We start from the raw sequence: 23,078 nt of genomic DNA on the forward strand, positions 1-23,078 counted from the left end.
ACCACCAGCGGCGACGTCCACATCGCCGTCACGGCGGTGGCCGACGCCCCCACCCTGCAGACGACGGACACCAGCGGCAGCAACAACGGCGCCATCGCCCTGAACATCCAGTCTGCCCTGGTGGATACGGACGGGTCGGAAAACCTGCATGTCACCGTGGGCGGCCTGCCCGTGGGCGCCATGCTGACGGCGGGGACGGACAACCATGACGGCACCTGGACATTGCAGTCGTCCGACCTGGCGCATGTGTCGCTGGTGCCCTCGGGCACCGAGACGGGCACGCTGGCCCTAACCGTGACGGCCACGGCGCAGGAGGCCAACGGCAGCACGGCCAGCACCACCAGCCTGCTGCACGTGGCGGTAGCCGACAGCCATAGCTTGGCGACCGACGGGCTGCTGGCCTCCGGCCTCAGCCTGTCGGCGGTCAGCGGCCAGACGGTGTCGCACGCCATCGTCTCGCTGGACCCGCTGGCCTTCCATACGGGCGACAGCCTATCGCTGGCCGGCCTGCAACTGGACACGACGGCGGACGGCCGCACCATGATCGCCAGTACCAATATCGAGGTGGTTGGCGGCGGCTTCGACAACGTGCACCATAGCCTGACGCTTGCCGGCGACGCCGATGCCAGCACCTACCAGTCGGTCCTTCAGGCCTTGAACCTGAACGCCGGCGCCGACAACGGCACGCGGGCCATCAGCATCGACCTGTACGACCAAGGTGGCGCGCACATGGCGTTGGGTCACTTCGACCTCAGCCACACGGTGGGCACGGTGGGGGATGCGTTGACGGCACTCAGCACAACCTTGAGCACGGGCCTGGACACCACCTTTGACAGCTCTACCTCGTCTTCGGGGCTGGACAGCGCCGTGGCCGATCCCTTCAGCGGGTCATCGACGGTGGACACCACCGTCCACCACGACACGACCATCCACACCGGGTTCTGACCACATCGGACTGAGAGATGCCAGAAACACCACGCGTGCTTATCGTCGACGACGATCCGGTCATGCGGGACCTGGTCAGCGTCATCACCATGGCCCAGGGCTTCGAGGTTCTGCAGGCCAGCGACGGGGCGAAAGGGTTGTCCATCATCCGCAACGCCCCGCGCATCGACCTGGTGATCAGCGACTGGGAGATGCCGTTCATGGACGGCGTCGAGTTCTGCCGCCAGATCCGGGCGCTGCATATGCCCAAATACATCCACGTCCTGCTGCTGACCGCGCGTCAGCGGCAGGCGGACTTCCTGGCGGCGATGGAGGCCGGGGCAGACGACTTCCTCAGTAAACCCTTCAACCCGGCCATGCTATCGGCCCGGCTGGGGGTGACCAAGCGGCTGATGGCCCTGCAAAGCCGGCTGATGCAGAACAACGAGCTGCTGACGCAGACCAATGAGCGGCTGACGGAAACCTACACCAAGCTGCAGGAGGATATGGACGCCGCCGCCCGCGCCCAGCGCCGCCTGCTGCCGGAGCCGCTGAAGACCGTGGGGCGGGCGCGTTTCGCCTCCTGCCTGGTGCCATCGGCCGACATCTCCGGCGACATGTACAATTTCTTCGAGCTGCCGGATGGCTCCATCGGCTTTTACATGGTGGACGTCGCGGGCCATGGCGCCCGCGCCGCTCTGATGTCGGTGACACTGAACCGCCTGCTGAACGCTGACGCCTTCGTCAACGGTGACGGGCGCCAGCACCACGGCCGGCCGCACGCGCCCCACTCCGTCGTGTCGGAACTCAACCGCCGCTTCGTGCCCGACAGCGAGATCGTGGACTACTTCACCATGATCTGTGGCGTGCTGGACCAGGACGCCGGTCAGTTGCGCTTCTGCCAGGCCGGCCACCCCCACCCGGTGGTGGTGCCGCGGAATGGGGTGCCCTACGCCGTGGGCTCCGGCGGATTCCCTGTGGGGCTGCTGGACGGCATGGACTACGATGACACCATCGTGTCGCTGGCACCCGGCACACGGGTGGTGCTGCATTCCGACGGCGTGACGGAATGCGCCTCCCCGGACGGGGAATTCTACGGCGAGGCGCGCCTGCATAAATTGCTGGATGAAGTACGGGAGCTGCCCATCGACCAGGTCAGCGACGCGGTGCGTGAGGCTCTTTACGCCTGGCGTGGCGGTACTGGTTTCGACGATGATGTAAGCGTACTGGCATTTGAAATTCATAGTTGAGATCGGAGCAGCATGCTTACCATCACGCACGCAAACGGTACGAACGTCCTGAGCATCGACGTCGGCCGCCTGGACGCCGCAATCGCCGTTCGGTTCAAGGATACCTTCCTGGCGCAGGAACTGTCGCCGGGGCCGGTGCTGATCGACATGACGGGCGTGTCGTTCATCGACTCCAGCGGCCTGGGCGCCCTCATTTCCATCGTCAAACACCTGAAACTGCCGGGCCGCCCAGGCATCTGCGGCCTGCAGCCGTCGGTCAAGACCATGTTCTCGCTGACTCGTATGGATCGCGTCTTCGCCATATACCCCGATGTCGCCACCGCTCTCGCCACCCCTGCCCAGTGAGCCAGCCTACATGAATGCCGGATCGATCCTGCACGTCTCGATCCGGAGTCGCCTGGAGGACGTTGGCTTCCTCACCCAATTGCTGATCGACGCGGCCGGCCAGGTCATCCAGGCGGACTGGATCCTGCTGGAAATCGGCCTCGCGGAGGTGGTGAACAACGCCATCAAATACGCCGTCGGCGGCCTGCCCGACGGGCACCTCACCCTGAAGGCGGACATCCGGGACGGCCTGCTGGTGGTGGAGGTCGAGGACAACGGCCTGCCCATGCCGTCCGACACCCAGTCGGTGTTCGAGCGGGCGGGCGACATGAGCGACGTCATGGCACTGTCCGGCCGCGGCTTTTCCCTGGTCCGCCAGTGTTTCAGCGATGCCCGCTTCCGCAACGAGGACGGCGTGAACCGCGTGACCCTTTACTACCCACTGGCGCGGGAGACCGTCCCGCTGTGACCTAAGTGTCCTGGACCAGAATTCGTTTTATCAGGTTTGTTCATCGGGCTGAGCATTGTAGAGGCAGAACCGCTCGATTGAGGCGCGGATGTCGTCGGCCGATTTGGTCCATCGAAAGGGCTTTGGGTCTGCGTTATGGCGCTCGATAAACGCCATAATGGCGTCGTGGAGGGCCGCGACGCTGCGATGGATGCCGCGCCGGATCTGCTTTTCGGTGAGGATCGCGAAGAAACGTTCGACCTGATTGAGCCATGAGGACCTGGTCGGCGTCAGATGTACATGCCAGCGCGGCCGGCGTGCCAGCCAGTTCCGAATGAGCGGCGCCTTGTGTGTCGCGTAATTGTCCATGACGAGATGCACGTCGAGGCCGCTTGGCTGTTAATCGGCATGCAGCTTGAATGCCGATCGGCGCGGTATCCGTTTGATTCCATTGAAGTCGATGGGGTCATTCGACCGCGCCGATTTACACCTTTGTTGAACTCGGCGCTCTCAGCGGCAACGCTTTGGTTCCTGCCGCCACCGCCGCGGCCGCAGGCCATTCCTTGCCGGCTGATCACCGACTGGAACATCTTCTTGGGATTTTCCGCGATCGCAAAATGCTATTAATTCTTGATAGCTGCGAACACGTCATAGATTTCGTCGCCGATCTCGCTGAAAAGCTATTCAGTAGCCTTCCCGAACTGAGCATCTTGGCCACAAGCCGGGAATCGTTGAGAGCGGAGGGGGAACATGTCTTCCGACTATTCCCGCTGGCATGCCCGCCCCCGACCCTTCCAGCATCCAGCGAAGCCGCATTGTGCTACTCGGCGGTAGAGTTTTTCATTGATCAGGTCCAGGCTAATCAATTGGGCTTTCAATTGTCCGACGAGGATACGCCGTTGGTTGGCGAGATATGCCGCAAACTCGATGGCATCCCCCTGGCCCTGGAGTTGGTGGCCGGTCGTGTTCCAGCCTATGGCATCAAGCAAACGGCGATACTTTTGGATGGGCATTTCCACCTGCTGTGGGAAGGCCGACGGACCGCCCCGCCCCGGCTCCAGACCTTGAGCGCAGCGCTCGATTGGAGTTACGAACTGCTGAATGAAGCCGAACGGGCCGTGCTTCGGCGAATTTCCATTTTCGTAGGTTACTTCACCCTGGACGCTGCGGTCGCCGTCGCTTGCTTTGGTGATTCCGACAGCTATTCGGTGGTGAGAATCCTGGCCAATCTGGTTTCAAAGTCGCTGGTGGCGCTGCATGAAACGCCACACGGCGTCCGCTATCGACTGCTCGACACCACCCGCGTTTACGGTTTGTCCAAAATTGAGGCAACGGACGAGGCGCGGGCCGTAGCCTACAACCATGCGCGCTTCTCTTAGAGCCTGGTCCATAAATAAGTTGAATGATATCAGTCACTTGTGATTCATTCTGTTTGCGAAGACGGGAATGGATCCCAAGATTATGTGGACTGATACCACCCGTCGCCAGTATCAGCGGGATCATCTGAAGTATGCAAGCGATCTGACGAACGAAGAATGGGATGTCCTGTGCCCGGCGCTTCCTGGCGCGTACCGGCGGGGCCGCCCGCGTGAGGTGGAGCTACGGTCGGTGGTGGCGGCGATTTTCTACGTGCTGGAGGGGGGGTGCGCATGGCGGATGCTGCCGGACAGCTTTCCGCCGCGGACAACGGTGTAGCGTTACTTCTACGCCTGGCGGAACGACGGGACATGGAAGCGGCTGAACCATCTGCTGGTGATGCGGACACGGGAAGGAATGGGTCGCGAGGCCAGCCCCAGTGCCGGGGTGATCGACAGCCAGTCGGCCAAGACCACGGAGGCGGGTGGCGGGCGTGGGTATGACGCGGGCAAGAAGGTGAAGGGCCGTAAACGCCATATCATAACGGATACCAGCGGGTTACTGGTCGGTGCCGTCGTTCATGGTGCCGATATCCAGGACCGGGATGGCGCTCCTTCGGTACTGGCTTCGATCCGCACCGCGTTCCCCTGGCTGCGGCATGTCTTCGCCGATGGTGGCTACGCGGGCGACAAGTTGGAGATCGCCCTGGCCACCATGGGCAATTGGACCCTGGAGATCATCAAGCGATCCGACACCGCCCAGGGCTTCGTCGTCCTGCCCAGGCGTTAGGTGGTGGAACGGACTTTCGCTTGGCTGGGCCGCAATCGGCGCCTCGCCAAGGACTTCGAACGGGGAACCGATACCGCAACGGCTTGGATCTTCGCCGCCAGCGTCAAGCTCCTCACCAGGAGATTGGCAAGGACTTAAAACTACCTATCCGATTCCGGGCCGGACTCTGAGAGGCATGGGCGGGCCCTTCCCAATTGCCGCCATCTGATACGGGTGATCTTACGATTTGGCGCCAATATTCTTTCGTCGGCTGGCATATTGACGAATATTGCGCACCTGGATTTTCATCCATCTAAACTATTTCTCTTCGAAAGCTCCCCCTACAGTCCACCTATCAACCGCCGCTGGATGAACCCCAAGCCTGGCATCCGCCGCCAGTCGGGGAAAGCCGGCGCAGATAGAGAGGGGAAGATGGCTTTTCCAACCGCGGTAAACGATCAGATCACCGACAGCGTCACCCAAGCTAACACCAAGGTCTTGGGCGACGCCCCGGCCGTGGCCATGGGCAACCTGTACCAGGCCACCGCCCAGGCCCTGGCCAACGCGGCCCACAATGCCACTTACGCTCAGCAGCAGTCCTACGTGACGGCGCAGACGGCCACCACAATGGGCGTGGCCACGCTCTACTCACTCGACACCGCGTCCACCGGCGTCGCGACCAAAGAAATCCTGAGCACCAAGGTCAAGGGTCTCTGATCCGGCGATCCCCCCGCTCAGCTGCGATCCGTTTTCCACCGGCCGGCGGGACGCGCCCGCCCATACCCTTAACCCTTAAACCGAAAGGAAGAATCCCATGGCTTTCCCCACCTCAGTGAACAACCAGATCACCGACAGCGTCACCCAGGCCAACACCAAGGTGCTGGGCGACGCCCCGGCCATCGCGCTGGGCAACCTGTACCAAGCCACAGCCCAGGCCCTGGCCAACGCCGCCCACAACGCCACCAACGCCCAGCAGCAGTCCTATGTGACGGCCCAGACCACCACCACCATGGGTGTGGCCACCCTCTATTCCATCGATACGGCCACCACCGGCGTCGCGACCAAGGACATCCTGTCCAGCTGACGCCCCGGCTCCGGCGCCGGCCTTGTGATCGGCGCCGGGGCCAGGCCCCCATTAGCCAATCGAGGAAGCTGGCCAGATGGCATTCCCCACCGCAGTCAACGACCAGATCACCGATTCCGTGACCCAGAGCAATCTGCAGGTCCTGGGCTCATCCCCGGCCATCGCCATGGGCAACCTGTATCAGGCGACGGCCCAAGCGCTGGCGAACGCGGCGCACAATGCCACCCTGGCCCAACAACAGATGTACGTGGCCGCCCAGGCGGCGACCACGGCGGGCGTGGCCCTGTTGTACTCGCTGGATACCGCGTCCACCAGCGCCGCGACCATGAAGATCCTGAAGTAAGCGCACGTCCCTTTCCACTTCCCTCACTTTGATAAAGGAGATTCCGAATGGCTTTCCCCACCGCCGTGAACAGCCAAATCACCGACAGCGTCAGCCAGGTGAACACCGCCGTCCTGGGTGACGCCCCGGCCGTGGCCATGGGCAACCTGTTCGTCGCCACAAGCCAGGCGCTGTCCAACGCGGCCCACAACGCGACCAACAACCAGCAACAGTCCTATGTGACCATGCAGACCTCGACCACCCAAGGCGTGTCCACGCTGCTGAGTATCGAAACCGCCAGCGACGGCGTCGCCACGGCCAAGATCCTCGGCCTCGGTTAAGGGCCGGGCCACAGGCAGGGCCTGACAGCCCGATCGGCCGGTAGGGTATGTCCTGCGCCACCGCGCATGACGACATCACACCGGCCCCCCGGCTACGCCGACGCCAGGAGGCCCGTCGATCATGGCGGACACATCCGCGGCGGCCAGCATCCTCAACGTCGGTCTCGCCCCGGTCATGGCCATGGGCATGACCCACATGATGATGGCCGACAGCATCGGCCTGGTCATGGCCAATGCCAGCGCCAACCAGCAGCGCGGTCAAGTGTTGGCCGCTGCCGCCCTGGCCCAGGTCCTGGCCATGATCCTCGCCGAAGGATCAAAGCCTCCGGCAGGCGGCTGAAGTCAAACAGGAGCGTTGTCAGAATGAACGAAGTCGGCACGACCAACAGCCAGGTGATCGACAACGTCACGGGCCTGGTCACCCTGATGACGGGCCAAGCCCCGTCCCAGGCATTCGGCATGCTGGACGCGGTCATGGTGGAAACCATGGGCATGGCCATGCACAACGCCGTCACTCGCCAGCAGGGCGCCGGCATGATCAGCGCCGCGGCGGTGACCGCCGCCTGCGCCAAGATGCTGGCCGTGCCAATGGACATTCCCCCACCCCCGCCGCCGCCCACGGCGCCGCCGCCGGCCGTGGGCAGTTTGGCCAGTCCGCCGCCGGACACCACGGCGGCGGCCACCATGGCGGCGGCGACCGCGAGCGCGGACACCGCCATCGCCACGCTGAAGGCCCAGGCCGCCGCCGCCAGCACTGCGGCGCAGGCGGCGCAGACGGACCTGAACAACCTGATCACCGCCGCCGGCGGCACGCCTCCCACCCCGACCACGCCCACTGCCGCGCCCACTGCCGCGCCCACTGCCCCGCCGGCAGCCCCATCGGCGGCGCCCAGCACCACGCCTTCCTCGCCGCCCCCCGACAGTGGGGCTGGCGGCGGTGCCCCGGGAAATCCGCCATCGTCGGTCCAGCCCCCCGCCCAGCAACCGCCGCAGAACTAGCCGCCGGGCTGACCCGTCCCCGCCCGCCGCGTCCATGCCACCTGACTTGACAGGGGCAGGCATGCGGCCGACGACGCCAGATCGAGAGCCGCCATGCCCGCCACAGTCGACGCCCAGATCATCGACGTCATCAACCAGGTCCAAACGGCGACCATGAGCCCGCAGGTCATCCTGACCAGCGGCGCCGGCAAGGCCTACCAGGCGGTGGCGCAATCGGCGGCCATCGCCGTGCAGGACGCCGCCGACACCCTGCGCAACCTATCGACCATCGCCACCACCGCCTCGGGCGTGGCCATGGCGCAGTTGCTGGCCACGGGCGACCCCAAGTACGCCCAGGCGCTGGTCCAGGCACAGAGCATGATGAAATCCGCCACCGACGATTTCGCCCAGGTGGGCGCCGCCGCCTCGCTGGTCCTCAAGAACTTCCCTTCGGGTTAAGCCACCATGACGGTCTCCATCGCCAACAAGCTGATCCAGGGCCGGGGCGGCCTGTCCGACGTGGCGGCGCTGGCCCTGGCCTTCATCGATGGCGGCGTCGAATGGCTGGCCTGGGCGACCGGGGGCGCCACCGCCCCCTATAACTTCCCCGACGAAACCACGATGCTGTCCCAGGTGCAGCAAGGCCTGCACGCCTCGCCCCTGGCCTTCCTGCCGGTCCTGGGGCTGATGGTGAGCCCGGTGAAGCTGATGACCTTCAGCCTGGCCGACCTGCGCGCCGTGGCCGCCATCGAGGGCGGAGCCACCGATGCCGCCACAGCCGCCCGGGGGCGCGCCATCCTGCAGGCCCATGGCCTGCTGACCCAGGCCGACCTGGCGACGGTGCCCGCCTTCCTGTCCCAGTTGGGCGTGGCGACCGCCCCCCTGTTTCAAGGACTGGGCCTGAACGACCTGATCGCCCTGGCCGACCTGCCGGCCGTGGCCACACCGGACGACGGCGGCCCCGACGCCCCGACCAGCGCACAGGCCGCCGCCGGCTTCGCCCTGGACCAGGCCCGCACGGCGGAAGAGTTCGGGGACTACTATCGCGCCTATCTGGCCCTGGCCGCCAAGATGAAGGCGGCCGGCAACCCGCCGGCCCAATGGCGCGACCAGGCCCAGGCCGCGGTGCAGACCCTGGCCCCCCTGATGTTCGGCGCGCTGGACTGTCCACAGGTGCCGGGCCTGGTGTCGCCGGGGGAGGTGGCGCGGGCCGTGGGCCTGTGGCTGCGTCAGGGGGGACGCATCGGCTTCTCCCGCCTTTCGGAAGGCGTGTGCCGCGTCATCGACAGCACCACCTACACCAACGAAACCGGGTCGGCGGCGCAGCAGACGCTGAACCTCTACCTGACCAACGCCCAGTCCTTCCTGGCCGCCAATTACCCTCAAACGGGCCGCATCAGCCAGGATGGCCGGTCCTGCGTGCTGCCGGCCCAGTCCGGCAACCTGTATGCCGAGTTGCTGCTGGGGCCCGGCGGCGGCATCACCTTGCGCCAGTTCCGGCGCATGTCCCCGCCGCCCGAAACCAGCTGACCGCCGGGTTCATTTGGCCCCAGGGCCGCCGTCGCCCCGGCCCACCCGCTCGTCCCGCCTCCCTGCCAGCGCCAGCCGGCGGCCGCGCCATGCCATTCCGCGTCCCGATCCTAACCGGAGAACCGCCATGACCATCGACCCGTCCCAGACCCCTTTTCCCGGCCCGCCCCATCCCCCGGCCCAGGCGCCGGCGGCCAGCCAGCCCTCGGTTCAGCCGCTGGGCCAACCACAAGCGCCCAGCGTTCCCGTGGCAGCCCCGGCCGCGGCCGTCACCATGCCCTTGGGCACCGCGCCCTTGGGCACCGCACCCCTGGGGGCCAATCACGTCGCCGCGACCCAGGCCATGGCGGACGCCGTCAACCAGCGTCTGGCGGCGGTCAACACAGCCATGGCCAGTGCCCAGGACGCGGTACAGGCCGCCGTCAACCAGGCGGCCTCGACCCTGAACCAGCACGTCGCCAACGTCCAGACCGCGGCGGCGGCGGCCCTGCCCCCGGCGCCGCCGACACCGATGCCGGTGCAGGCGCCCACGATCCCCAGCATTCCGGCCTACCCGCCGCCATCGGCGCCGATGACCTTCGCCGGCATGCCGGCCGACCAGGCCGCCAGTGCCGCGCAGGATGCCGTCATGGCCCACCTGCAGGCGGCCATGGCCGCCCAGCAGCAGGCCATCGCCGCCTCGCAACAGGCGGCTGAGCAGAGCATGGCCGCCGCCGACAACGCCGTGATCTCGGCGGAGGCCGCCGACGCCGAGGCGGACATGGGCTGAACTGCCGCATCCGACACGCCCGAGGATTAAATCCCCAAGGACCAGCCCATGCCGCTCCAACCCATCGCCGCCAACGCCCCAACCTCCGCCTCCGACCCCAACGCGGCGGCCATGGACGCCTTGGCCGCGATGGGCACGCTGGTCCAGACAGCCCTGAACCTGGAGCCGCAACCCCAGACGGTAGCAGTGCGCTATTTGCCGGATGAGCCGGACTATTCCATCAGTTGGAAGAAGACCGCGCTGGAGGAACGGCCTTATTGGCCGCCCTTCCCCGAAGCGGTGGCCTATCTGGCGGCGTCGGCGGACAGCCCATCCGCCCGCCTGTCGCTGATGAACCAGATGATGGACGCGTCATACGAGCTGGACGTGCGGCCGCTGGAAAGCAATGACCTGGACGCCCGCAACGCGCGCAGCAACTTCCGCGACCTGAGTTACGACGTCAGCAACCTTTCCTATTACGCCGGCAACAATAAGATCAGCTTCACGTCCATCGACGGCGAAGACGACGATACTCTGAGTTACTCGGATTTCTGTCAAACCGCGCAGGGGGTAGCCACCCAGTTGAACGGCATCGTCCGCTATCTCAGTGGCATTTCCGGCGACATGGCCGCCAACGCCTGCGTGGCGCAATGCGCACAGGTGTGCCAGGCCCTGGCGCCGCTGGTGGACAAGTTCGGACAGTCGCTGCCCAGCCTGCAGGCCAAGGACGCGATCACCACCTTCATCGCCACCCTGACGCCGGCGATGCCCATCCTGTCCGGCATCCTCAACGGGTACGCCACCATCTATAACAACGAGCACCTGCCGTACATCTTCATCGAGCGGCTGAGCCTGAACTACACCACCGACCCAACCCAATCGGACAGCCGGTCCTACGCCACCATCGCCGGCGCCCACCTGACGGCCTTCCTGCACAAGCAGGACTGGCTGTTCCCCGTCATGCAGTGGGCGGTGACGGACCTGGCCCAGGCGCTGGCCCCCTTCGGCGACAAGGTTTGCTTTTTCCTGAAGGGCGGCAGGGGGCTGCAATACCTGCTGGGCAAGCCCCAGGACGGCACGGGCGACTGGGACACCCAAATCCTGATCGACCCAACCTTGCCCTGGGACAAGTGGTGGGAGACGTATCGCGACGTACGCGACGTGGTGAACAACTGCCTGGCGCGCTACAACTTCGTCATCTCCGCCACCCTGATGGCGCAAGCCTCCGCCCTGATGGAGGCGACAGCCAGCGCCACGGCGGCGCTGACGAGTGGAAGCGGAACCGACAGCACCATCTTCGGCGACATCTATTCCCTGGCGGCACAAGCCACCCTCGATGATCAAGCCTACGCCAACGACCATGAACTGGTGCTGGACAATGCCCAGGATGACACGATGTGGCGCCCCGGCGGCAACAGCCGCGCGGAATTGCTGGACGTCGGCCTGCCCCGCTATTGGTCCATAGACCTGCTGGCGCAGTGGACCACCATCCGCCCCGCCATCGCCCAGGCCAGCGGCATCCCCTGCCCGCCGGCACGCTATTTCATCGAGGACTGCATCGGCATGATCCGGGAGTGCGATGCCGACGTGTCGCCCGTCCCCGCCAAGCGAGCCCAGCGCCTGGACCGCCTGCTGCGCGCCCTGTCCGCCACCACCCCGGATCTGGCCAGCTACCTCGCCACCCAGAAGACCGCCACCAGCCTGGCGGGCCTGACCCAGTGCCCAGCACAGATCGCCGCCCTCAGCAACACCCAGGTCAACGGCCTGGCCACCGTGCTGCTGGGCCAATTCTGCACCGCCTATGAACTGACGGCCGATCCCAACCTGGCCGCCGCCTTCGATGGCCTGGCCGCCGGCCAGTTGAACCCCACAGCCATCAACGCGGCCACCACCGCGACCGACCAGGCCAATCTGGTCTTCACGTGGTGTGAAGCCATCTCCAACCAGATGGCCGCCCACCTGGCGGCCCGGGGCAGGATGGTGACGAACCTCAGCATGGCCATCGCCGACCTGGTCAGCCAAACCGCCCAAAACGTCAGCTTCCGCCTGAACCCGGTGGCGGAAGGCCTGTTCGCCGCCCAGCTGCAGGCGCAGCTGGCCGACGACGGTACCGCAATGCGCAACCAGGTGGCGCCGGCGCCCTATGCCTCCGTCGCCCTCTATTTGCCTGACTGCCTCAGTCCCCAGGACATCACCGCCGACATGATCAGCAGCTTGGGCAGCATCGTCTCGCTGGTGGCGGGTAACAGCCCCTATTTCGGCGGCGTTCTGAAGGACACCGTCAGCGGCATCATTCGCATTTTCGCCAAGCAGCCCCTACCCCTGGGCAGCACAAGCTACGCCCCCCTGGCGGCTCTGCTGACACCCAAGCCGGTGTCGGCGGTACTCCGTACTGTGGCCATACCGCAATGGACCTTTCTGGACTTCGGTCCATTAGAGTGGTGGTGTCGGAACTACGCTGCCGCTGCAAATCAATTGGATACGAATAACAACATTATTGAGACAATTGGAAGTATTGTAGAAATGAGATCGTCGTACGATGCAATATAATAACAGATCATTGGCAGAAAAAGTCGCTCAATATCGTGAATAATTGTGGGGAGTAAAATGTCAAAAAATCTCGAAAAAAATATAACCGATTTATACAAAATATTCCAACGTGGAATTGAACAGGAAGTAATTACAAATAACGTAAGAACACTTTATAATAAAATCAAGATTTGGTCAGAAAAATATGGAGAATTATTTGTAAAAAATGAAAAGGGAAGGGATTTCCTCGCATACTTCCCGTATTCATGGGCATATTTTTATGTACTAAGCAATGATCGATATGTCGGAAATGTGCTCAGAAAATGGGATATAGCCAATACGAGCCCAGGATATACCGCTGGCATGCTGATGGATTATGCACTTGCATGGAAACATGCCGAACTTGACTTTGATGAATATAGAAATACGTACGCAGAAAGAAGAACAGTGGAAAGAAAAAAAATAAATCGAGGCAAGAAAGACGAACAATATTTCGAGAAAAAGAAAGAAAAATCGGCACGATTCCTTACAAAAGAACATGTGGACGCAAATAAAAAACATGATTTATTTGGAATAGATACCAGATTAGGCAAATTACGATCTGACGAAGGATACGAAATAAATGCAGGTCCATCATCGTCTACTGCAACTCTTCTTTGGTTCTTAAGAAGAGTCAATGATGATTTCAACAATAAAAGAAAAATAACAAAACTGGAGGCGATATGTGTGACATACGCTCTTACAAAAATGTTTTGGCCCCAAGGAATTAAGAAATTTATGGGGCAATTCCATACTGATTTTGAGGCCATAATTCCGTTAGAGCGACACATCCGGAAATTCCCCGGCTCTTATTCAGACATTGACCTTGGGACAATCCCGCAAAAAGCTCGCCTGTGAAGAATAGCCCTGGCCGATTCAATTGGAGCTGATCAAGGCCACCCTGCTCTGAGTGTGGAGCATCTGGAGCAGGGCACGGCAATGGGCTCCGAACCACCTGACGAGGAGGTGGAAATTGAAGCCGGCGGCGGAGATGGCAGCGATGACCGTAGTGACCTTTCAGGTAGTTGCGTCCCATGCGGCACTCGGTCTTGAGGTAACGGATGAATTGGGTCCTCCACCCAGCGCGCGGTCAGCGCTTCATTCAACAGGCTGTGTATGTGCGTCAGGATCAGCAGGCCCGCCATCAGCCAGACCGGCAACCGCGGCTGGCCTGGTCCGCCACCATAGACGACGCTCAGGCGTTGTTCCAGGAAGCCACAGTCGATCTTGTCCGCCAGCACCACCAGCGGTGGCGGCTTCCACGACAAATTGAATGCCTCACCCCGCCACCATCCTTCTGAACTCCCGCGGCGTTCGCCCCACCTCTCTCCGGAAGCACTTCTCGAAGTGGCTGAGGTCGGCGAAGCCGACTTGCAGGGCGACGTCGGTGATGGGCTGATCGGTGTTCTCGGCCAGCAGGGCCTTGGCCTTTTCCACGCGGATGCGGGCCAGCAAGGACTTGCTGGATGTCCGCATGCCGCTGCGGAACAGGAAGCAGAGGTGGGACTGGCTGACGCGCGCCTGCCGGGCCAGGGGGCCCAGGCGGATGGGGTCGGCGTAGTTGTCCACCAGGTAGAGCACCGCCTTGCGCAGACCGGGGTGCAAGGTGCCCAGGGCGCGCGGGTCCTTGTTCAGGGCGTGGCGCAACCAGCGGTCCGACTCCTCGGCGGCATCCGCCATGACACCCGCCCCCTCCATGGGGGGCGGTTCTTCAAGATCCTCAATCACCGGCGCAGGCGCAATACGGCCGGCGGCGAAGGCCGGGCCGGCCGCCAGGTCGGGGAAGTGGCGGCGCACATCGGCGGCGTGGATGGGGTCGCGGCCGGTCATGACGGCCAGGCGGGCCACCACCCGTTCCAACTCGAAGATGTTTTCCGGCCAGGCGTGCACGCGGCAGAGCTCCAGCAGATCCGGCGTCACCTTGCCGGCCGGGTCATAGCCGTGGCCGCGCAGCGCGGCACGGACCAGCGGGTCGATATCCGCGGCCCGGTCGCGCAGGGGCGGCACGGTGGTGGCCAGGAAGTCCAGCTCCGCCAGCAAGGCGCGGGAGAAGGTGCCGGCGGCGGCGGCCTGGCGCAGATCGGCCGTGGTGGTAGCGATGACACGTACGCGCGCCGTGCCCGACACGTCCAGCCATTGGCCCAGACGGGAATGCAGATGGCGGGGCAACTGGTTCTGCAGGGCCGGCGGCAGGGCGTGGAGGTCGCTGAGGAACAGCGTGCCGCCATCGGCTTGCCTGAACCAATCCTCCGGTCCGCCCGCTGGGTGGGCGCAGTCCACCTGCACGAAAGGCCCGTCGGCCCGCGCGCCGCAGCAATGGACGGCGGCGGCCAGATACGGTGTCTCCGTCCCGAACTCCCCCTGCAGCAGGACGGGCAGGTCGCTGTGCGCGGCTTTTTCCACGAACACCTCCAGCCCGCGCACCGCCTCGCTCATGCCCACCAGGGCCAGGGGGCGGCCCAGCCGCCGCGCCGCCCAGTGACTGACGCGGTAACGCACGATCATGAAGGCCAGTTCGCGGGCGCAATCGGACAGCACGGCATGCAGACGCGCATCGTTGGCGGCGCCTTCCAGCCGCACCTCCCCCAACGACGCATCCGCGTAGACCAGGGGGATTGCCAGCGGCCAGTCGCGCGCGTTCGCGCGCGACTGGCCCGTAGGGGCGGACTCCCCATCGGTGCGCGTCAAGGGCACGCTGCCCAGCCCCTCGATCACCAACTCCCCCATCACTCCGGCCGCCGCCGAATTCACCCCACCGCTGGCGCCGACCGCCTCCGCCACCAGGAAGCGGCCGTATTGGTCCAGGAAGGCATGGATGTCCGGGAAGGGATGCCCCAGCGCCGCGAGTTCCCGCCGCGCGCGGCGAACGGCGGCGGCGCGCTGGGCCCTGGGCAGGCCCTCCTCAGGGCAGTGGGGCAGCATCTCGGACGGCATCGGCTTCCCTATCCAAAACCGGGGATATTCCGGCGATCAGTTTAAAATCTGTCGACCTTCACAACTTCTTTAAACCAGGGTGTCCCAACGCTGGCGAAATGTCCCGGGGCCGCCGTCCCAACCACTTGGATGCGTATCCCAACATCGCGGCCGGACATTCCGGACCCGCCCGCCCTGGCGCCGGACGGGATCAGCCCGGCGTCAGTTCGCGCAGCCAGTGCGCCAGTTGCTGGGTGCCGCCGCCGCCCGGCACCAGGGCGGCCAACGGACCGCCGTCCCCCCGCTGCGCCGCCGCGCGAGCGGCGCGCGGCGACATGCCGAAGGTGGCGCTGAACAGCCGGCTGAAGTGCGCCTCATCGAGGAAACCCACGTCATAGGCGATATCACCGATGCGGCGCCGGGCGGATGCGGGACTGCACAGGTCCATGAGTGCGCGATGCAGGCGCCGCCGCCGTATGTACTGCCGCACGCCGCCATAGCGTTCGAACAGGCGATAGAGCGTGCTGCGCGACAGGTGCAGTTCGGCCATCAACGTCTCCGGCGTCAAATCCTGCCGATGCAGCGACCGCTCGACGAAGACGCGCACGGCGCGGCCCGACACCTCGCGGGCGGGAATGGCTGATCCCGCGCTGGTGCGCGCCTCCCCAGACGCGCCATCCGTCGGTCCCAGGGCGATGGCCAGCAAACCCACCGTGACCTGCACCATTGCGGCGGCCTCGCGCAAGCCCAGACGGGGCGCCTGTTGGTACAAGGTCGCGATGTGCTGGCCCAGCACCACACCCAAGGGAGTTTCCCGGGCAATGACTCGTTCATGCTGCCGGTCTGGCTCCGCCAACTGGGGGCCCAACAACGACCGGGGCACCACCAGGCTGATGCCCGCCCCGTGGCCGGCGATGAAATCGAAGGGAATGGCCAAATCGACGATACCGACGTCCATGGGACGCAATGTGCGGCCGGCTGGCCACCGCGCCGGACCGCCCTCATCCAACGCCGCCCCACCCGGCATGGGCACATGGACCAAGTAATGATCCAAGTCGTCCCGCCGCACCTGGGCCAGCGATCGGCGGTAACTGACATCACCACTGGTGCTGCGCCCGATCAGGGCCAAGCCCAGGTGATAAACGCTGAGATCGGCGCGATGGGACACCGTCCCCTGGCGGCGGGGACGGACCTGATCGAACAGGACGGCCATCGTCCCCCGCCAGGCCCCGACGGCGTCCTGCCCCGCCGCGTCAGCGGCCAGGACATGCAGCGCCGGGACAGGGGAAGCCGCCGCATCGGATTCCACGGCGAAGCTACGCGGTTTCAACCGGATCATCTGCCCAGACCACACAAAACGTGCGGCACCATGAAGGTAAAAAATAAAATCAATGATGATTTTACTGTTCTATTTTACCATCATTATTGGCGTCATCGCCGCGACCGGAAGGTCGGACCGGACGCATCGGCGACCCTGCGGGTGGCGTCAACTGGCCAAGCTGCCGCGCAACGCCTGCCACGTCACGGGTCCCACGATGCCATCCACCGGCGGGCATCGCTGCTGCTGGAACAGCCGCACAGCGAGCTCGGTTCCGGAGCCGAAAATCCCGTCCACCGTCACCGGAAAGCCCGCGCGGCCCAGCAGGCGCTGGAGGTCCACCACCTGCGCCATCGTGCTGCCCCGGTGCAGAATCGGGTCCGACGCCATCAGCGGCTGGGCCTGGACCATGGATTGGGCCGTCGCCCCGGCCAGCGCGGACTTGGCCCTGACCAGGTAGGCGCGGCGCTGTTCCAGGCCATTCAGGCCGCCATTGATGCGACGGGTGATGTCCACCAGGTCATCCTGGTCGGCCAGGCCGTTGAGACCGGCGGCGGTCCAGTATTCGCAGGCGATGCGCAACGCCGTCACCGGATCGGCGGCGGCATCCGGGTCGGACACCAGGTCCACTCCCACGCGCGGGCCGTAGTAGGTGTAGTTGTGCCGTCCGGTGAGCTGTATCAGGCCGCGCCCCCGGAAAAGATATCCATCATCCGGCGGCTGGTTGCCCATGCGGCCATTATATTGGTCGAAATACGAGCGCGGGCCGATCTCCTCCATGGCGGTGAAGTCGGCGCATTCCACACAGACCTGGGCAAGGAAATGGGCCACCCGCAGCGGGGTGCCGATGGCATAGGTTGCCAGCGTCTCGCCAATGACCGGGTTCAGCGCCCCGATCACGCGGGCCTGGGTCTCCGCCCTGTCGCCTCGATACGTCTGGACGGTCGCCTTCAGCGTGCCGCCATCCACCTGCACCATCCCATGCCTCCTGTCTGGAAATTTCTTGAAGACCGGCCTTGGCGGCCGGCGGGCCATAGAGCGATCGCGTGAAGGCGGAACCGCCTTGCACATCAGGCCGGCGCCAGGGGGCACTGCCCGGCGCGCCCGTTGGCCACGTCCCGGCGGCGTTGGGCAATGGCGTCGGCGGGTGCGTTGGGGCGGACGGCCGCTTGGTCCAACGCGTGGGCGGCGCGCCCCAGCGTGTCACAGGCCTGGGGCGGCCTTTGCGCCAATCCTTGAGCCAGCAGGCCATCGGCCAGGTAATAATAGCCGTCCGGCCGATCCGGAGCGTCCTGGATGAGGGCGGCGGCCTCGGTGAGAAGCCGCGTGTTGAAGGGCAGGGCCTCGGCGGTGGAGCGGGACTGGTCGCGACGGCGCCCCAGCGCATCCAATTCGCCGATGCGCAGCCGCGTCAGGCTGACCGCCGTGTCGGCCTTGGCCTGCCGCGCCTGGATCGCCGCCTGATATTGGGCGATGGCGCAGTCATAACTGGACACGCCCGCCCCTTGCCGCATGCAGGCGTCAGCCTTGATTTCATGCAGCTGGGCGCATCCCGACGAACTGGCGCCGCAACTGACGCCGCTGTTCGCGATGGCCGCCCAATCGCCCGCCGCCGCATACCGCTTGAAGCTGTCCAGTTGGCTGATTTCGGAATTGACCACCGCGCAGGCAGTCAGATGCAGGCCGGCCGCCACCAAGGACGCCCGCCAGGTGTGGCCGAAGTCGCGATCACGCATGTGCCGTATCCTTTCCCGCTACGGGCTGAAGCGCCGCATTCGCGGCGGCCAAGGTTTTCTGCCGGTCCCAACCCTGCCGTCGACCTTGCGTCACAGCCCCAACGACAGACTGAACATCCGCGGCCGGCAGCCCGTCAGCCGCCTTCAGCAGGGACGCGGGCGCAATGCCGATGGGCGGGGACAGGGCGGCGATATCGGCCATGACCTGCTGGTCCAGCAGCACGCGCCGGAATTCCGCCAGCGCCGCCTCGCAGTCGGCGGCACTGGCGAAGCGGGACTGATAGGCCTGGACAAAGCCGGCATCCGATCCCGCGGCCAACCGGGCGCAGGTTTCCAACGCCTGCCTGTTCCCCTGGGTCACCTCCGCCTGGAAGGCGCGGCCACATGAAGGGGCCAGGCGCAGGGCGGCAAGGGCGCTGTCGGCGGTAAGGGTCTCCGGTGGCAACAGGGCCGGCTGATAGGGGGCCGCCAGCACACGTGCCACCCAGCGGACATAAGCCGCCGACCCCAGGGACCAGCCGACAGTCACCAGGCTGGAGATCAGGCCCACCGGCGTCGCGCCCAGGATGCCGCCGCCCAGGGCCTTGACGGCTGTTCCCATCGCACTGCCCAAGGGGCTGACGGCCGATCCGGAAGACACGGTGTCGCGGCCGACGGCAGCCAAGGCCGCGTCGGCGATCGCCAGGACACCGCCAGCACCCGTCCCGTCTTTGCCGACGTCCGGCTCGCCATCAATCAGATGGCTGGCGGCATCGGCGACAGTGCCCAGTAAACCTGAGCCGCCGCCCGTTCCCGACAGCGCGTTAGCCGCCACACCAGCCACGACCGTGCCGGCGGCGCTTTCGGCGTCCGAGACCACGCGCTGTTCCGCGCCCTTGATCCCGCCAGCGGCAAAGCCGGCCACCGCGTCCGAGCCCACGTGGCCCAGCACGCCCGCCATGTCTGCTCCGGCCGCGCCGCCACCCACGTTGGACATCAGGGAAGCCAGGCCCTTGCGGGCGTCGTGGACGCTGCCCCCCGACGCGACATGATCCAGCAAGGTGTTGAAGGAGGATGCCAAGGTGGCACGCTGGGCCCCCTGCTCTTCCGCCACACGCTGGCGCACCTCCCGTTCGTTGGCATCGGCCCCCGGCTGGGACTGCGGAATGAAAACGCTTTCCACCGCGGTCGACAGCCGTTCAAGGATGCGATGGACCACGGACGCCGAGAAACCACCCAGCAGGGCCAGCATCGGCCGCGCCATGAGCGAACTGTTTTCGGGGGCCGGGATAAGTTCCGACAGAAGCAGGCCCGAAATCAGGCCCAGACCGATCCGGGTCCAATAAATACTGTCGAGCGTGTCGTCATAATCGCCGACGAAGACGCGCTGATAGGCGTCGAACAGGGCACCGAAGGTAGCGCCCAGGCCTGCAGCCGACATCAGGAACACCAACACCCAGGCCAAAGCATCGCCTGAACTGTTCAGGATGCTCATGCTCAGGGTCTGCGCCGAGATATGGGGTGAAAGACTGGACGCGAAAAACAGGCAGGAGAACAGCAGGCTCGCCGCCATCAAGTATCGGATGGATGGAAGCGGGCCGAAGTTATGCAGCCACTTGTGGCGGGTTCTATCTTCGCGGATCAATGCCAGGCCGCCTGGGGTGGCCGGCGTGACCAAGCGGCGCAACGCCCGATGCAACTCGGCGAACGTCAGCAGACTTGTATCTTCCGCCGACTGATGATCCACCATTGCCAGCCAGTTCAAGACAGGCTGCGGCATGGGCTTTCCACTGGAGAGTGCATGCCGCAACATGACATTGCATTCCAGGAGAAGTTGTGCCCGTACCGGCTCCGTAAAATCCGAAATTGTCACGCTGTCATTCATGGCCCATCAACCAGTTGGGTATATTCTTCAAAACCTCGTTAAAAAGGCTGTATTACTATTGGTTTGCACATCTATAGTTGCATTTCCGCTCAGCAAAAGTCCCCGGCCACCTGTTTCAAAAATTTGTCCCGCCGTCCCAAGGCGGGCCTAGCCCAGGGGTCGCCTGTAAATCGGCGCGATCAAATGACCCCGTCGGCTTCAATAAAATCAGAGGGATGCTGCGCCGATCGGCGTCCAATCTGCATGCCGATTAACAGCTAGGGCTTTGATTCGACGGGGGGATTTCGCCTGCAAGCTCCAAAGCAGCACGCCCCCACTCAACCCTGCCGCCTGTTTGTCTGATTTAAGTTGAAGCATATCCTGCATGTCGAATGTAGTTGGCACATTCGTCGGGCTTGAATTGATCGAGGAGCGTTCCGATCCGTTGCCATGTTGCTTGGACGGTCCTCTCTTCGGCTTTCCGCACGAGGGTCTTCAGCTTGGCGAACATCATCTCGATGGGGTTGAGATCGGGACTATAGGGCGGCAAGAAGAGGAGGTGTGCGCCTGCGGCGCGGATCGCCTTGCGGACGCCGTGGCCCTTATGGCTGCCGAGATTGTCGAGAATGACGATGTCGCCCGGAGCCAAGGTCGGCACGAGAGCTTGTTCGACCCAGGCCTTAAAGACAGTGCCGTTCACAGGGCCGTCGAGCACGTATGGCGCGACGATGCGGTCGTGTCGCAGAGCGGCCAGGAAGGTCAGCGTCTTCCAATGGCCATGCGGTACCTTGGCCAGGTAGGGCTGGCCGCGCTGACACCAACCATGTGTGCGGGTCATATTGGTCTTCACCCAGGTCTCATCGATGAAGACCAGGCGCTTGAGATCAACGCGGTTCTGGTGCGCCTTCCACCGCGCCCGGAACCGTGCCAGCTTCACGCCATCCTGCTCCTTGGGCATCAGCGTTTTTTTTAAAGCTCAAGCCCAGCCGGCGCAGGCTTCGCCATACCGTGTCCGGCGTGACGACGATGCCCCATTCCGACAGCTCCGCCGTCAATTCACGGATCGTCAGGTCGCCTTTTTCGCACAGCCGCCCCCGGAGCCACTCGGCGGTCAGCGGGCCCAACAAAAAGGGCCTGTGACCCCCCATCTTGCCCGGCTGAAGACCTTGGCCGGCGCGGTGTTTCTGCCCAATACGAACCGCCGTCGCGACCGATACCTCAAACCGCTTCGCGGCAGCGCGCGTGGTTAGACCGGACGCCAACGCCGCCGCAATTCGCTCCCGAAGATCAAGGGATAGTGGGTGAGCCATCCTGCCGCCTCCATTTCTAGTCGGCAGATCGAATCACATCCGCAAACGGGAGGAAACCCCCTCCCGCGACTCAGCCAAAATCAGAAAAACTCTAAAGAAATGGCTTTCAGAGGACAATTGCCTCTTTACGCCCCGCACATCCGGGCAACGGAATATTAATAATGCTCCATTATGGAATTCCCAGGATTTTTTCCAAGGCATTGTGCGTTTTTGTTATAAATCCATCGAATTTATCGATATCCCCGCCACATTCGACAACACGCACTCTCTGCCAATTAAGGAAGCTAGGCAAATACCAGAGCAATGAAACCAATCTTTTAGGAATACACTCATTATCATCAATTTTTATACTCTCAATGAACTCTAAAAATCCATCCCCCTCATCCGGTGAGAATTTTCCTCTTCTGAGCCTTCCGAGAAATCCATCGAAATCCCATTCAGCATCAAGCCGGTCGATAATTGACATAATCAAAGGCATCACTTCACCTTTTGGATAGCATCTGGCGGTATATAGTTTTTGATTAGAACCTCTTGATCTCGCACTGACCAGTTAGACATTCTGCCCCCCTGCGGGAATCCACCGGAAATATCAGATATTTCCGATCCAACTTTATTGAGGTCAATGCGAACTGCTCCGTTCTCTCCGTATTTCTCAGTTGCCGTTTCCATGCTTTTCGTCGTTGATATCCACTGACTTTCCCGCTTGCCAGCAACATGACTGATTTCACTATTGCCAGCATCAGGCGCGCGCGCAGTAAGACCGACAGCCGGATCTTCTCCTTTTGCCAAACCACGGTAAACAAAACGCTCCTTCTCTATAGATCGTTCTATTCCCTTAAAAATCTTACCGCTCGATCGTGCAAGCCCCCTAACCCCGGCCCCCTCCTCACCGGGCACGAGCAGCGTAGCAGCACTCGTTAATATTTGCACTTCCTCGGAATCGATCTGCATTTCACCAATGCCGAGGGGAATAGTAGATGTACCCGGTTGAGGCTTACATTCGCCCATTATAGCGAGGCAAAATAAACCCGTCGGATCCATCCCACTCAGCGGATTGTTCGTCACATAGGCATATCGGTTCAGGCCATCAGCAAACCCGGCCGGGTCCATCTGCAACCACCTGCCGATGCCGGGCACGTAGGTGCGGTTGGGCGTCACATACAGCCCGATCTCGTCATACCGCATGCCGGCATAGCGGTAGGGCGACCCGGTCTGCCCATCCTGGGCACTCTGGCCAAACTCATTATAGGCGTATGTGCTGGTGGTCTGGCCAGAGGCATTCAGCACCGCGATCACGCTGCCCTGGCGATCATGCAC

24 protein-coding genes and 3 pseudogenes are annotated in these 23,078 nt (G+C 63.8%); 17 read left to right on the top strand and 10 right to left on the bottom strand.

The window, feature by feature from the left end; all coding sequences use genetic code 11:
• The 4 genes from I55_RS36875 to I55_RS06590 all read left to right on the top strand — a co-directional run.
• Positions 1-945, top strand: a 945-nt coding sequence (locus I55_RS36875; protein WP_044559698.1) for a hypothetical protein, incomplete at its 5' end; no start/stop codon positions are given.
• A gap of 35 nt (positions 946-980) precedes the next feature.
• The gene (locus tag I55_RS06580) at positions 981-2,174 is read left to right on the top strand and encodes a PP2C family protein-serine/threonine phosphatase (RefSeq protein WP_049973885.1); all 1,194 of its coding nucleotides are present in this window, start codon (positions 981-983) and stop codon (positions 2,172-2,174) included.
• A 12-nt stretch (positions 2,175-2,186) separates the two neighbouring features.
• Entirely contained in the window at positions 2,187-2,519 is a 333-nt protein-coding gene (locus I55_RS06585; RefSeq protein ID WP_044559700.1) for an STAS domain-containing protein, read from the top strand.
• Positions 2,520-2,529: 10 nt separating this feature from the next.
• Positions 2,530-2,967 carry an ATP-binding protein gene (locus I55_RS06590; RefSeq protein WP_044559701.1) on the top strand — a complete coding sequence of 146 codons (438 nt, stop codon included), beginning with the start codon at positions 2,530-2,532 and terminating at the stop codon, positions 2,965-2,967.
• A gap of 30 nt (positions 2,968-2,997) precedes the next feature.
• Here I55_RS06590 and I55_RS06595 read toward each other — a convergent pair.
• Positions 2,998-3,342: pseudogene (locus I55_RS06595) on the bottom strand (transposase); the annotation flags it as partial.
• Between the two features lie 167 nt (positions 3,343-3,509).
• On the opposite strand from I55_RS06595, the gene I55_RS06600 reads away from it, so the two are divergent.
• From I55_RS06600 to I55_RS35745, 13 genes and pseudogenes are all read left to right on the top strand, one after another.
• Positions 3,510-4,325 (top strand): hypothetical protein, encoded by an 816-nt coding sequence (locus tag I55_RS06600; protein WP_148293599.1) that lies wholly within the window; start codon positions 3,510-3,512, stop codon positions 4,323-4,325.
• An 82-nt stretch (positions 4,326-4,407) separates the two neighbouring features.
• Positions 4,408-5,229 (top strand): annotated as a pseudogene (locus I55_RS06605) (IS5 family transposase).
• 273 nt (positions 5,230-5,502) lie between these two features.
• A complete protein-coding gene (locus I55_RS06610) occupies positions 5,503-5,787 on the top strand; it encodes a RebB family R body protein (protein ID WP_044559704.1) in 285 nt (94 codons plus the stop codon).
• A gap of 97 nt (positions 5,788-5,884) precedes the next feature.
• Positions 5,885-6,154, top strand: a complete 270-nt coding sequence (locus I55_RS06615; protein ID WP_044559705.1) for a RebB family R body protein — start codon at positions 5,885-5,887, stop codon at positions 6,152-6,154.
• A gap of 76 nt (positions 6,155-6,230) precedes the next feature.
• Entirely contained in the window at positions 6,231-6,497 is a 267-nt protein-coding gene (locus tag I55_RS06620) for a RebB family R body protein (protein WP_044559706.1), read from the top strand.
• 47 nt (positions 6,498-6,544) lie between these two features.
• On the top strand, positions 6,545-6,817 hold the full coding sequence (locus I55_RS06625; RefSeq protein ID WP_044559707.1) for a RebB family R body protein: 273 nt from the start codon (positions 6,545-6,547) through the stop codon (positions 6,815-6,817).
• A gap of 121 nt (positions 6,818-6,938) precedes the next feature.
• The gene (locus tag I55_RS06630; protein ID WP_044559708.1) at positions 6,939-7,157 is read left to right on the top strand and encodes a RebB family R body protein; all 219 of its coding nucleotides are present in this window, start codon (positions 6,939-6,941) and stop codon (positions 7,155-7,157) included.
• A 23-nt stretch (positions 7,158-7,180) separates the two neighbouring features.
• Complete coding sequence (locus tag I55_RS06635; RefSeq protein WP_044559709.1) at positions 7,181-7,816, top strand: RebB family R body protein; 636 nt, start codon at positions 7,181-7,183, stop codon at positions 7,814-7,816.
• Positions 7,817-7,909: 93 nt separating this feature from the next.
• Positions 7,910-8,254, top strand: coding sequence for a hypothetical protein (locus I55_RS06640; protein ID WP_044559710.1), 345 nt, complete (start codon positions 7,910-7,912; stop codon positions 8,252-8,254).
• 6 nt (positions 8,255-8,260) lie between these two features.
• A complete protein-coding gene (locus tag I55_RS06645; RefSeq protein ID WP_044559712.1) occupies positions 8,261-9,325 on the top strand; it encodes a hypothetical protein in 1,065 nt (354 codons plus the stop codon).
• A 127-nt stretch (positions 9,326-9,452) separates the two neighbouring features.
• Entirely contained in the window at positions 9,453-10,094 is a 642-nt protein-coding gene (locus I55_RS32805; RefSeq protein ID WP_049973886.1) for a hypothetical protein, read from the top strand.
• Positions 10,095-10,142: 48 nt separating this feature from the next.
• Positions 10,143-12,623: a hypothetical protein gene (locus tag I55_RS06655; protein WP_044559714.1), complete on the top strand. Its 2,481-nt coding sequence runs from the start codon at positions 10,143-10,145 to the stop codon at positions 12,621-12,623.
• Positions 12,624-12,680: 57 nt separating this feature from the next.
• A complete protein-coding gene (locus tag I55_RS35745) occupies positions 12,681-13,499 on the top strand; it encodes a hypothetical protein (RefSeq protein ID WP_148293600.1) in 819 nt (272 codons plus the stop codon).
• Positions 13,500-13,684: 185 nt separating this feature from the next.
• On the opposite strand, the pseudogene I55_RS38255 reads toward I55_RS35745, so the two are convergent.
• The 9 genes and pseudogenes from I55_RS38255 to I55_RS34155 form a co-directional block, all read right to left on the bottom strand.
• Positions 13,685-13,891: pseudogene (locus I55_RS38255) on the bottom strand (IS5/IS1182 family transposase); the annotation flags it as partial.
• Positions 13,892-13,919: 28 nt separating this feature from the next.
• Positions 13,920-15,575: an AraC family transcriptional regulator gene (locus I55_RS06660; protein ID WP_049973887.1), complete on the bottom strand. Its 1,656-nt coding sequence runs from the start codon at positions 15,573-15,575 to the stop codon at positions 13,920-13,922.
• A 190-nt stretch (positions 15,576-15,765) separates the two neighbouring features.
• Positions 15,766-16,893: a helix-turn-helix domain-containing protein gene (locus I55_RS06665; RefSeq protein WP_049973888.1), complete on the bottom strand. Its 1,128-nt coding sequence runs from the start codon at positions 16,891-16,893 to the stop codon at positions 15,766-15,768.
• 147 nt (positions 16,894-17,040) lie between these two features.
• Entirely contained in the window at positions 17,041-17,850 is an 810-nt protein-coding gene (locus I55_RS06670) for a peptidoglycan-binding protein (protein WP_044559715.1), read from the bottom strand.
• Positions 17,851-17,942: 92 nt separating this feature from the next.
• Positions 17,943-18,608 (bottom strand): hypothetical protein, encoded by a 666-nt coding sequence (locus tag I55_RS06675; RefSeq protein WP_044559716.1) that lies wholly within the window; start codon positions 18,606-18,608, stop codon positions 17,943-17,945.
• A complete protein-coding gene (locus I55_RS32810) occupies positions 18,601-20,367 on the bottom strand; it encodes a hypothetical protein (RefSeq protein WP_159107123.1) in 1,767 nt (588 codons plus the stop codon). Before I55_RS32810 ends, I55_RS06675 begins: the two co-directional genes overlap by 8 nt.
• 448 nt (positions 20,368-20,815) lie before the next feature.
• Positions 20,816-21,761 (bottom strand): IS630 family transposase gene (locus tag I55_RS34150; RefSeq protein ID WP_085939957.1). Its coding sequence is split into 2 segments (ribosomal slippage): positions 20,816-21,421 and positions 21,423-21,761, totalling 945 coding nucleotides; the frame shifts between segments, so codons are not numbered across the junction.
• A 169-nt stretch (positions 21,762-21,930) separates the two neighbouring features.
• Complete coding sequence (locus I55_RS35750) at positions 21,931-22,227, bottom strand: hypothetical protein (protein WP_148293602.1); 297 nt, start codon at positions 22,225-22,227, stop codon at positions 21,931-21,933.
• Positions 22,228-22,238: 11 nt separating this feature from the next.
• Positions 22,239-23,078, bottom strand: an 840-nt coding sequence (locus tag I55_RS34155; RefSeq protein ID WP_211100302.1) for an RHS repeat domain-containing protein, incomplete at its 5' end; no start/stop codon positions are given.

The sequence above is a fragment of the Azospirillum sp. B4 genome (assembly GCF_000333275.1).
In the GTDB taxonomy this organism is placed as follows: Bacteria; Pseudomonadota; Alphaproteobacteria; order Azospirillales; family Azospirillaceae; genus Nitrospirillum.

Bases quoted from the DNA above. Each gene is read 5' to 3' on its own strand.
- I55_RS06610 (WP_044559704.1), top strand. From the start codon at position 5,503: ATGGCTTTTCCAACCGCGGTAAACGATCAGATCACCGACAGCGTCACC.
- I55_RS06630 (WP_044559708.1), top strand. From the start codon at position 6,939: ATGGCGGACACATCCGCGGCGGCCAGCATCCTCAACGTCGGTCTCGCC.
- I55_RS06645 (WP_044559712.1), top strand. From the start codon at position 8,261: ATGACGGTCTCCATCGCCAACAAGCTGATCCAGGGCCGGGGCGGCCTG.
- I55_RS06625 (WP_044559707.1), top strand. From the start codon at position 6,545: ATGGCTTTCCCCACCGCCGTGAACAGCCAAATCACCGACAGCGTCAGC.
- I55_RS06655 (WP_044559714.1), top strand. From the start codon at position 10,143: ATGCCGCTCCAACCCATCGCCGCCAACGCCCCAACCTCCGCCTCCGAC.
- I55_RS06665 (WP_049973888.1), bottom strand. From the start codon at position 16,893: ATGATCCGGTTGAAACCGCGTAGCTTCGCCGTGGAATCCGATGCGGCG.
- I55_RS06670 (WP_044559715.1), bottom strand. From the start codon at position 17,850: ATGGTGCAGGTGGATGGCGGCACGCTGAAGGCGACCGTCCAGACGTAT.
- I55_RS06675 (WP_044559716.1), bottom strand. From the start codon at position 18,608: ATGCGTGATCGCGACTTCGGCCACACCTGGCGGGCGTCCTTGGTGGCG.
- I55_RS06615 (WP_044559705.1), top strand. From the start codon at position 5,885: ATGGCTTTCCCCACCTCAGTGAACAACCAGATCACCGACAGCGTCACC.
- I55_RS06660 (WP_049973887.1), bottom strand. From the start codon at position 15,575: ATGCCGTCCGAGATGCTGCCCCACTGCCCTGAGGAGGGCCTGCCCAGG.
- I55_RS35750 (WP_148293602.1), bottom strand. From the start codon at position 22,227: ATGTCAATTATCGACCGGCTTGATGCTGAATGGGATTTCGATGGATTT.
- I55_RS06640 (WP_044559710.1), top strand. From the start codon at position 7,910: ATGCCCGCCACAGTCGACGCCCAGATCATCGACGTCATCAACCAGGTC.
- I55_RS32805 (WP_049973886.1), top strand. From the start codon at position 9,453: ATGACCATCGACCCGTCCCAGACCCCTTTTCCCGGCCCGCCCCATCCC.
- I55_RS06635 (WP_044559709.1), top strand. From the start codon at position 7,181: ATGAACGAAGTCGGCACGACCAACAGCCAGGTGATCGACAACGTCACG.
- I55_RS06620 (WP_044559706.1), top strand. From the start codon at position 6,231: ATGGCATTCCCCACCGCAGTCAACGACCAGATCACCGATTCCGTGACC.
- I55_RS32810 (WP_159107123.1), bottom strand. From the start codon at position 20,367: ATGCCGCAGCCTGTCTTGAACTGGCTGGCAATGGTGGATCATCAGTCG.
- I55_RS06590 (WP_044559701.1), top strand. From the start codon at position 2,530: ATGAATGCCGGATCGATCCTGCACGTCTCGATCCGGAGTCGCCTGGAG.
- I55_RS35745 (WP_148293600.1), top strand. From the start codon at position 12,681: ATGTCAAAAAATCTCGAAAAAAATATAACCGATTTATACAAAATATTC.
- I55_RS06585 (WP_044559700.1), top strand. From the start codon at position 2,187: ATGCTTACCATCACGCACGCAAACGGTACGAACGTCCTGAGCATCGAC.